The organism is Adonisia turfae CCMR0081, from assembly GCF_011009555.1.
GTDB lineage: Bacteria > Cyanobacteriota > Cyanobacteriia > Phormidesmidales > Phormidesmidaceae > Leptothoe > Leptothoe turfae.
On record NZ_QXHD01000004.1, the window covers coordinates 1639069 to 1649928 of the forward strand.

The window sequence follows — 10860 nt, forward strand, 5'->3', positions numbered from 1 at the left end:
GGTGTATGCCACCAGGGTGGAGTTTTGAGCCCTGGCGATTTGCTTCATCTGCTCAATGGACGGCGGTGTGATCGGCCCGGCCTGGTTGGGATTTACCTTGCCCCTGGCAATTAGCTCCACAAAGGCTCGGGCGCGACCCCGCTCAGAAATTTCCAGGGCCGGCTCTAGTTTGTTTTGGGTCACCAAAACTTCTTCTAAATTGCGATAGGCCGCCACCTGGGTTTCAAAAATTGCCACCTTAAAGGCATCATGGGTGCCCAGACCGGCCCGCAGAGATTCCCAAATCGTGATGGCATTGCGCAGCACGTCTTCTGCCTCTGGCAACCGGTTGAGATATAGCAACGCATTTCCCATATTGGTCAGGGCAATGCCTTCACCCAACCGTGCCCCCAGCCCTTGGGCAATGGCCAAACTCTGTTGCGCATAGTCATAGGATTGATCATAGCCTTGCTGATAGGCATAGGTCGTACTCAACCCCAACAACATTTGAGCTGTCTCCAGGTGATTGTTCAAATCATCGGCCAGGGCCAGACCCTGCTCATAGGCAGCAATCGAACCGGCAAAATCTCCTTGAATCGCATAGGTATGGCCGAGGTTGCCATAGGCCTGCATTTCACCATAGGTATCCTTGATGCCGCGAGAAATATCCAGACTGGTCTGTTGATAGTCAGCAGCACGGTCATACTCTTTTTCGGCAAAGTAAGCGTTGCCTAAATTACGGTAGGTCAATGCTTTCCACTGGGGGGCTGTTTCGATGGGCATCTTGTCCAGGCTGCGCTGGTAGTAGTCAATGGCAGTGGCATAGTCACCAAGGGCTCCATAGACGGCACCAATTCCCCCCAAGGCAATGCCTTGCTGAGTTGCATCATCCAACTTGATGGCTTTTTCTAGCTGTTGTTCATGAAAATCCAGGGCGGTTAAATAGTCCCCCACCACAAAATGGGAAATGGCTAAATTGTTGAGGGAATAGACAACCCAGGCGGAATTATCTAACTCAACCGCTTTGGCCAGGTTTTGCCCATGGCAGTTGATCAGCCCTTCGTAAACCGTCTGGGTACGGGCTGTAGTCATGGCAATCTCTTGCGCCTGGGCCTGACAGCTTTCTAATCCTTGGGGAGGACCCACAACAGTATTTGTATTGAGATGAGTGCCCTCTGGCGTATTGTTGTCTGGTCGTCTGGCAAGGGTTTCCGACCCAGGCACCCCAGGGTCGGGGGATGTACCCGGTTGACCGGGGGCAGAGGGCTCAGGTCCGCCTGGATCGGCGGGCACATCGGTAAGCTCTGGATTTGGCAGAATAATTGGAAAAATATCGGTTGTCGTGCCTGGGTCACCGGGGAGACTGGGAAGTGGATCATTGCCCCCCGGCGTAAATTGCAACCCTAGGTTGGGCAAAAAGCCAGGATTAATGGTGCCGGACGTGGGTACCCTGTTCTCAGGTAAAATCGACAAATTTCCAACAATCAACAAGGAAGCTTCTGGCAGAACGGCTCCTAAAATAGTCAACTCTTCCAAAAGAGGCGATTGGGCCAGCGGCATGCCCAGCACAAAGGTTTGTTCTTCAGGTGCTAAGGCGGGTAGTGGGGGGGCTTGAGCCACTCCTAAGGTGGGATCAAGGGGAAGGTCGATGGTTGGAGGAATATCTGTTAAAGCGACAGAAACTGGCACTGCGGCTGACTGAGAGACGCCATCACTGGCACGCAGGGTAAAGGCCGTAATTTGTCCGGTGGCATCAGTAGGGGGAATAAATTCTAAGGTATCGGTGAGTGAGATCGCATCCCCTGGTTGCACTGCCATCCCGTTCAACAACAATGTCCCCGCTGCAATCGACGCTATTTCGAAAGTGATATTGTCGCTGTTGCTGTCGGTCACCGCTGGGTTGATGTCAGCTAGCGTGAATGTTAATGCTTGATTAGTAGGCGTATCCGGCAACTGAATATCAGCACTCAGGGTGGGTGGAGCATTCACCGACGTGACCGTTACCCCTGTGGCTGGATCAATATTGGTATCGTTACCCCCATTGGGTAAAACCGGGGAAGAGACTCCACTGAGAACACCATCGGCAACAATATTGCCCGCAGTGCCATTTTCAGAGGCATCTCCCACGGTAAAGGACACATTGTCAGGGCCGCCATCGTGTTGAATTTGCACGGTACCGTTCCCCGTTAGCCCCGTGGTTTGAATTGTCGTGCCAGGGGTGACTTCGCCTGTTCCTTGCACCGTACCGTTGGCCGTCAGCGTCACATCCCCACCAGCCCCAACACTCGTCCCGGTACTACTGGCATTAATGGCTTCAAAGGAGATGTCACCCTCAGACGTTACATTGACATCTCCACCGTCTGCAAAGGCAGCTGTAGTATCGATATTGGCCAATTGCACCTCAGCCCCGGTGACATTAGCAGTCCCTCCATTGGTGATCAATTGAGTCCCGACGATGGCGGTGACGCCACCGGTACCGTCACCATTGACATCTGCCGTCACAATCAGGTCTCCACCATTGGTGTCAATAGTGCCTACTTGGACCACTTCGCCAGAAATGTTGGCATCTCCACCAAAATTTTGCAGCTGAGCCCCCGGATTGGTAACCACTGAGCCGGTGCCATCACCATCAGTGTCAGCTCCAAGGGTAAGGCTACCGTCAGCGGTGACATTGCTATTGATATTGATGTTGTCTCCAGCCTGAAAATTTAAGTCACTGTCAGTGACAATGTTGCCGTTAATGTTGATGTCATTATTTGCGATCGCACTTAACCCCACATTAGTGTTGACATCAGTACTAAACGTGATGTTGTTACTCGCCTGGAGCTCAATATTGGCATTGGCATTGTCTAAAGCAGCAACATCGATCCGGGTGGTATTACCTGCCCCCAAGTCAGGGTCGCTAACGTCATCCACATCCCCCAGATTATTGGTGTCACTTCCAGCCGCCACCACTTCGATATTGGTGGGGTCCAGCAAGAGTGTTCCTGTAGCGCCGTTGGGTGCTGAGGCGTCTACCTGTCCCACAAATACCAGCGAATTACGGCCAGAAATCTCAACAAAACCGCCATCACCTGTGGCACTGGTAACCCTGGCCTCACCTGAGAAATGAGTATGGTCATCGGCCCACACAATAATTTCACCAGCATCACCGATACCATCAGCCTGGAGTTGAGAACTGCCATCAACAAGGGTACGAGATGCATTGGGTACATTACCCTGCCCCTGGAATCCACCTCCAACCCGCACATTTCCTCCAACACTACCGGAGGCATCGACATCAGCACCCAGAAGAGACACACGCTCACCCAGCAGCGCAATGTGTCCACCCTGGTCACCGGCAGTGCTCACTTGCCCTGACACTACAGTACTTCCCGAAAGCAAGGGCACTGTGCTAGATGTCGTTTGAATCTTGACCGTACCGTCGGTATCTGTCACTAATGCCAAATCGGCTGCTCCCAAAGAACCACCGGTCAATAATTCTGGCAAACTCAGTGGGTCTAAAGATTGTGAAGCATCTGCCGTGGGCAAAGCAGAAACCTCTAAACCCAGCAATGTATCTGCTTGATTAATGCGGACCAGCTTTTCTCCCGGCACAGCCAGCAAAGTAAGGGTGCCATCGGCTGCCGACAATTCTCCTCCATTGACCACCGTCCCCCCCATGAGCGTTATGTTTTGCCCGGGTGTAACCGATAACGTGCCCAAATTCACAACGCTGCCCGGTTGCTCAGCACTAAACCCAAACTGGTTGGGCGCACCCACCAGCAGCGGATAATCCCCGGTAGACAGCACATCCAGCCACTCATCCCCAAACCCAAGGCGATCTGCTGTGGTGGCCGTAAAATCACCATTGAGATTCAGCTCTGCATTAGCTCCAAAAACAATCCCTGCCGGATTAATCAAATAGAGGTTCGCATCGCTACCACTGATCTGTAGTACACCATCAATCAAGGAGACATTACCACCGCTCACATTGCCCAGGATATTTTGAATCTCTGGATTAGCAATAAAGTTGGCGATCTGGCCTTCCGTGAGGCCAAATTCTTGAAAACTATGGAATAGGTTGGCACCATCGCCAGACACCTGACCACCGGTAATGTCGATCTGGGTGGCACCAGGATTGACAACAGTGCCCACATCGGCAGAACCAGGCGTAATTGCCTGAGCTAGCAGTGTGTCTGTCCTTACCCCATTGCTAAATACGGGGGATGTGGAAGACGTTTCTGCATTGCTCAGTTTGACATCAGATAGGGCAGACTGTCCCAATTCGAACAGAAGTGGGGGGTGCGGAATGTTACCTGGCAGTAGAACAACTGGCAACATGGGAGAAATCTCCAGTTATGAAGAGAGTCTTAGGGGAAGCTATTGATCAAATCCGAAAGTAGATATTGGAGAGACGTTGCATGCAATGCCTGTATATCTAAGCATGGAATCTGATGAATTTTGTTTCCTTGAAAGAGTTGTTAGGGTGTGAGTGATGGGTAAAGTCTCAGTGGGAATAAATGAGTAGATAAACAGAGAGAAAGCAGCGGGTCTTTCTCTACAGAGATGTGGATAAGTCTAGTTCTGTATCCGTATGGGGGCAATCGGCAGCTAAACAACAATCGATCGGAGTCGCCTCCATCAGATGATCGAGCTGTACCATAGGATGGGTTAATAAACTCTGCCACTGCGCCGTCCAGGTGTCTGTTTCAGGAAATGTCAAACGCCAGGTGAGTAGAGCATCAACCGTGTCATACCAGAGACCATTGGCCGCCAACAGTGATGGCTTTTCGTTATTTGATGTAGCAGCTAGGGCCGTTTGTAGTTCGTCACCAGGGGCACGACGCACAATCATACCATCCGAGGTTCTCGTCCCCCGCTGTGGAACTTGCACCGTACTAAACTGCTCACATTCCAGGCTCACCTGCCAGCGATAGGGACGATTGACTTCCAGAGCTGGTGCCGTATCTGGCAGTGTGTAGAGACTAATTCCTGGCCCTGCAATCTGTTCAAATGTGGCCTGATGAAGAATCTCTCCTGAACTCTCGTCTTTAAGTTCAAACGTTAAATGGGTGGCGGGGGCATTTACGTAAATGCCAAAGGTGGGACGCGCCGCTAACGTTTCTCCCCAGTTAGTCTGGGTGGGTTGTACCGCAGTCAGATCCCCACAGAGTCCAGCCCGGCTCAAGGCATTCCGCGTGTGTGACGGTGCACCACGGTTGGGAGGATTATAATTAACAGCGGTAAGCTCAGGCTGAAGCGCAGACTGACCCATGGCTGGAGTAAACAGACTCAGTGCCGCCACAGGCGCAGCAAACAAACTGATTAAACGAGTTGAATACTGTTGTTTGGCCATGGGTAGATTCTCTCTCTGTATACGTTTTAACTACGATGGTTTGGGTGCTTTTCCGGAGTTGTTTAAAGTATCGTTGTTATGGCTTGCTGTTTTGGACCCATGGGCTAGGGCGATCGCACCCACATTTGTCCCCACTAACCCTAGGGCCGCTGGCACTAACGGCACCCACAGCCCCATGGCAAACAGGCCCCAGCTCGTGCCATAGAGCACAATTACGGCCCCGCCCAGACTGAGTAACCAAACTGGCCAGACTCGCGGTTTAACGGTTAGCCCTATGCCTGCAAGCGTCCACACCGTGATCCACAGTCCGTCACTCCATGCGGGCAACGTTTGCAACACCGATAAGTCATCCAGTGCTGCCGCTGTCACATAGTTAAAGATCTGGGCATGAATATCGATGCCGGGTAGAGTTTCTTGGGGCCATTTTCCTGCTCCAATCGGGGTCAGAAAATACTCCGTCGGATTGGACGTCGGCGCACTCATACCGAGTAATACAGCACGAGTCTCTAAACTTTCTAACGAAATCTCATCCGAGAGTACTTCCGTCAGGGTTATCCGCTGGGCAATATCAGAATTAGGTGAGTACTTTAACAGCGTTTGAAAACCACGACTATCAATGCCTTGATAGCCACCGCTACGATCTTCTAGGGGCGTAAAAATAGCCGCACCCAGCTGTAGCCGATCACGATCCAGATTTTCCGGCTGAATCCCCAAAGCATCTAAATAATGTAACGCTGTGAGCATGGCCAAAGACATCCGACTCGTGCAGAGGCTGGTGGTATCTGGCTGGGCAAACAGCAGCTGCCGCCTCAAAATACCATCCGGATCAGGCACCACATTCCCAAAGCCTACTCGGTTTTCCGGCATACTAGATGGGGGGCCTATGCCAGATTTATTGGCGTCACCGGCCTGGCCAAAACTACAAACAGCCACCAGATTATCCTGTTGCTGAAAATGCTGTCCTAAGGGCCCTGATTCCGGGGTTACCCGGTTACGAGCAATATCAAAACCGATAACGTGTGGTTGATACGGCAGCAACCGATCAATCACCTGCGCCAACACATCATCGGGAATGGGGTACCCATAGGTATTGACATCAGCTTCTGTAACCTCGACAACAAGCAATCGCGAGTCATCAATGGTTTGGGTCGGCTGCTGTCGCATGAACCGATCGTAGGCCAGCAGCTCTGCCCGTTGTAACCCACCTGTCCAACGCAGTAGGCCAACGGCAGCGGTGACTACGGCGCTGATGGTCAACAGAGTTTTAATCGGCAAACCACCTACTTTAGGGATAGTCCTAAACCTATGGGGCTCAACAGGCGCAACATCTGCCTTGGCCAGCTGCGACCAGCGTTTGGGCAGAGTTGGATTGACCTGAAAGATAATTGGTAACCAGCTAGCACAGGGAAACCGATCTTCCAGCCCCTGGAGTCTTTCCCTTGCCTGACGAGCCGCCAGGTAAAGGGATTCACCCGCCACAAAAGCATCTAAAAAGTATTTCAAAAATGTTTGAGCAACCCGATCAGGTACAGGTTCACGCATCAGAATCATTTGTGGCAAACCGAGGGGGACCAGGGCTGACGCCAGACCTAACCCATCGCAAGCGTTAAAAATCGCTAGCTGTAGTCCCTGTTTAATCGCCTGGCGTAACCCATACTTCAGCTCATCTAATGTGAGACTTTCTTGAGGGTTAATATAAATCGTGCCTGCCCCCGACTCAGTGCGACCATGACCGGCAAAAAAAAGTAAGTCCCAGGGTTGTTCCCACAGCTGATCGGTAATCTGTTGTCGCTGGGGTTCCACCAAAAAAGTCACCTCCGCCCCAGGAATCGTCTCCAATAGCTGACGATCTGCGTCTACATCAATGCCACTACTATCACCGAGAATGGCTAAAATTTTAACGATCCCCTGTGGGGTTGCACGGTCTTCGCATCGTTTAATCGTGGGCGTGCCCAGGGCCATCTCCACCTTCGGATAGCGATCCACTAAATCCCACAAGTGCCAGGGTAGATGGTGCAAATGGCCATTGGTTGTACGCATTACCATCCGCACCGTATCCGTTGGGCTCAGCTCTTCTCGCAGCGGTTGATCAATCGAGGCAAACGTGGATGATTGTAACCAGGTTTTAAACTGCTGATCCAGATGTTTAGCCTCCTGCTGACAGGCATCAACCGTATGCAGAGACCCCACATAGGTGATTTCTACTGGCTGGATGCGCGAGGGTGTATCTAGGAGACGATAGCTATCTTGCCACTTTTGCAGCTGTTGCAACAGCTGGGGATTGGCAGGCAGAGAGCCAATGGCTTCGATATCTGGCCGAGCACCCTCTTCGCCAATCTCTAGAAGCACGTGAAATCCAGTGGTGGCAATATCACCCTCAAGTTTTAGAGTTACCAGTTTTTCGGTCATGGGTCTGGGAGAGGGATGGGCAGGATTCTAGCGAAGGGAACACAGGAGAGGGGGAGTTTTGGGTTCTTAGTTCTTAGCTGTTTGGTAGGTACTCCCAATTAGCTATCAGATATCCAGGCCCCCTTCCGTTTCCAAGACGTTAAACGGTTGGTTCATATCTTATAAAGGATTGAGCTAGCCTACTTAATTTTGAGCTAATAACTATTTGGTAGGTGCGATCTAAGTAAACAGCTCGAATTCAAAATTCAAAATGCTCAGCAAGCTTAGAAGAGCAAAGCTCTACAAAACTCAAGACTTTCTAAATAATAAAGGTTTCAGCAAAGCTGGCGTTTTGCAATGCGACTCTAAGGCTAAATTGTTCGCCGGGGCTGCCGGTAAATTTGAGCTGAATTGCTTCCGTGGCCCTGGCTTCGGCCTGCATCACGTCTTGGTTGTCGGCATCTAGAACACTAAGTTGTAGCTGGGGAGGCAGGTAAGTTTGTTCTTGCGTACAGTAAACCTGCACCTGAATCTCTGTTGAAGATTCGGATAAGGGCAAAAGACCCAGGGCAAGGGTGACATCTTGGTCATTGAGACTAATGCGTTTGCAACGGCTAATTATGCCTTCTCCCAAACCTGTTGTTTGGTTTCTGAAGGCTAGGCTGGCTGGGTTAACAAAGCTGTCTAATGCTTGCCAACTGTCATCGGCCAGGTTTTGTAACCACTGGCTGAGCTGGGTAATTTGTTCGCTGGCCTGTTGGGTCGCTTGCTGCATTCTCTGTTGAGCCATAGACGGTGTGAGCAACTGCGAGAGAGCTTCCATGGGCTGCAGCTGCGCTAGGGGAACTGGCTCAGTGGCTTCGCTAACAAATCCAAGCAGGGTGGCCAAGCGTAAATTGTTGTCGAGTTGTACAGCGACATAGCCAATGCGATCGCAACTGACCTCAGGGGCAATGGTCAATTCAGTTTCACCCGGTAGCACCGGGCAACATTCCAGCTGCCCTTGGTCGGCCACCGCTAACCCCGCTGTTCCCAATAACATTTGCTGCACCGGGTTAAGACCATCGCTAGCGTCTAGATCGGGCTCGAACCCCAGACATTCCAAGTAAAAACGAGTGGCATAAATAGCCAGCGTATTGAGATAAACCTGCTTGCCTTTCTGCGGATTTGACTGATTTTTGCGGAATTGTTCGGCCTGGTGATGAGGTTCTAAGGAGAGGGGGACTGTAAAGTCCGAAGGAGGAGGGGAGGTGTTCATGGCGTGTGTCTCACAAGTGGGCAAGCGTTTAAGCGAGTTGTTGAAATAAGTCTGGTAGATTGGGTCTAAAGCAGCTCCCGGAATTGATCCGAAAACTTGTCACAGCAGCGCTGAAAGAAACTGCTAAGGGTGGGGATTTTGATATCAAACTGGGTCGAAATCTCTTCCCAGCTTTGGTCAGCGAACCGAGCTAGGGCAATGGCTTGAAAGCTAGCATCCGGTCGCTTACGAATGTGTGTGGATTTGAATACGTCATCGCGGTCGGTCGCGATATAGTCCTGGACATCCTTCGCCAGGGTGGATGTCGGTTCTGGCTGAGAGAGCCGCTCCAGGTCGTTCAGGTTAGGCAATTCCTGGGTGTTGCGATCGCTAAATTGCCGTCGGCATTCGATCACCATGCGGTCTAGCCGAAAATTCACCCAGTTCATAAACTTTTGCGCCTGACCCCGCTCTGGGTCGTAGGTGTCAATTTTTTGACACACATACACCAGGGTGCGGTTGACGGCTTCTTCATAGAGCAAGTCATAGAAAGAAGGCGAAAACTTGGCCCGGTGGGGATGGGCCAGCCTACCACTGGCCCGAATAGCCTCCACTAGCTGGAGGAGGGCATGCTGCCGTAGAGGGCTAGGATTGGGCTGGCCTTGGGCTTCTAGGGCCAGACCTTTGAGTAAGGGGTCAGTTAGGGCATCTTTAGTCGCCTGGGCCCGCAATTGATAGCCCCAGTTGGGGTCAGTGTCTAGAAGGCTCTGGTCGAGGCAATCCTGTAAAGCCTGGGTGAGCTGTTGGTGAATGCGATCGCAAATTTCCTTATAGATACCGGTCAGGGGCTGACCTCGGGGGGGGCGTCCTATTTTTCGCGATCGCATCATCGTTTCAACCAAATCAGAGAATGCGCGTTCAGCCTCCCCTGGCGCTTGCCCCTGGAGAACCAGGATAAGTTGCTTAAAATGCGATTCCATAGACGATTTTGGTGAAATGTAATTCGAGGGTTCATAGATAACCTCCTCAAAATTATCGACTCGTTTCTCCATAACTCGTTCAATTCGATCATTTTTTATGCAAAATGCAATATTTTTCGATGATCGCCACCCTTACCCATCGAAAAATATTTTCTGAAATCCATCAAAGCCTTGCATAGCAAAGAGAATAGCGATCAAGAAAAAACTAATTTCAAAAAAACTAATTTTTTTGCATAAAACCCATTGCAACGCCACGAGTGACTACTGAACGGAAAGAAAACAGCACCAAAACAAACCTGTCAACTTCTTTCCAAAATCTTGTAAGTCTTCACCATTCAGGAGAACCCTTCCATGGCTTTAATTAACGGCACCCCTTTTAATGACAATTTAGTGGGCACCAATGTAAACGACATCATCAACGGTCTCGCAGGCAACGACAGAATTCGTGGTCTCGCAGGTAACGACATTATCTTTGGTGGCTTAGGCAATGACTGGATCGACGGTGGCCTAGGCCTTGACCGTATGGACGGCGGTGCTGGCATTGACACCCTAGATGTGCGCTTCTGGAACGGAGCCTATGTATTCAATATGAACACAGGGGTGACCAACTACGCTGGAGAAACCGCCACCAACTTTGAAAATGTCTACACAGGTGCAGGTAACGACACCATCACCGGTACTGCTGGCAACAACGTTATCAGCACTGGCGCAGGCAACGACCGTGTATTTGCAGGTGCAGGCAATGACACGATTTACGGTGGCCCTGGCAACGATGTGCTCCGGGGTGGGCACGGCAATGACCGCATCTTCGGACAAGCGGGTAATGACTGGATTGACGGTGGTTTTGGTGTTGACCGCATGGACGGCGGTGCTGGCATTGACAGCTTAGATGTGCGCTTCTGGAACGGGGCCTATGTGCTTAACATGAACACAGGGGT

General features: G+C 51.2%; 5 protein-coding genes and 1 pseudogene. 1 reads left to right on the plus strand and 5 read right to left on the minus strand.

The window, feature by feature from the left end; translation table 11 throughout:
* From DXZ20_RS11270 to DXZ20_RS11290, 5 genes are all read right to left on the minus strand, one after another.
* A partial coding sequence (locus DXZ20_RS11270; protein ID WP_250565722.1) for a two-partner secretion domain-containing protein occupies window positions 1-4302 on the minus strand: 4302 nt, incomplete at its 3' end.
* A 217-nt stretch (window positions 4303-4519) separates the two neighbouring features.
* Window positions 4520-5317, minus strand: coding sequence for a DUF928 domain-containing protein (locus tag DXZ20_RS11275; RefSeq protein WP_163698234.1), 798 nt, complete (start codon window positions 5315-5317; stop codon window positions 4520-4522).
* Window positions 5318-5347: 30 nt separating this feature from the next.
* On the minus strand, window positions 5348-7726 hold the full coding sequence (locus DXZ20_RS11280; protein WP_163698236.1) for a CHASE2 domain-containing protein: 2379 nt from the start codon (window positions 7724-7726) through the stop codon (window positions 5348-5350).
* A 298-nt stretch (window positions 7727-8024) separates the two neighbouring features.
* On the minus strand, window positions 8025-8963 hold the full coding sequence (locus DXZ20_RS11285; protein ID WP_163698238.1) for a DUF1822 family protein: 939 nt from the start codon (window positions 8961-8963) through the stop codon (window positions 8025-8027).
* Window positions 8964-9028: 65 nt separating this feature from the next.
* A complete protein-coding gene (locus DXZ20_RS11290) occupies window positions 9029-9922 on the minus strand; it encodes a hypothetical protein (protein ID WP_163698240.1) in 894 nt (297 codons plus the stop codon).
* A gap of 351 nt (window positions 9923-10273) precedes the next feature.
* Between DXZ20_RS11290 and DXZ20_RS11295 the strand changes: the two are divergent.
* Window positions 10274-10860, plus strand: a pseudogene (locus tag DXZ20_RS11295) (calcium-binding protein); the annotation flags it as partial.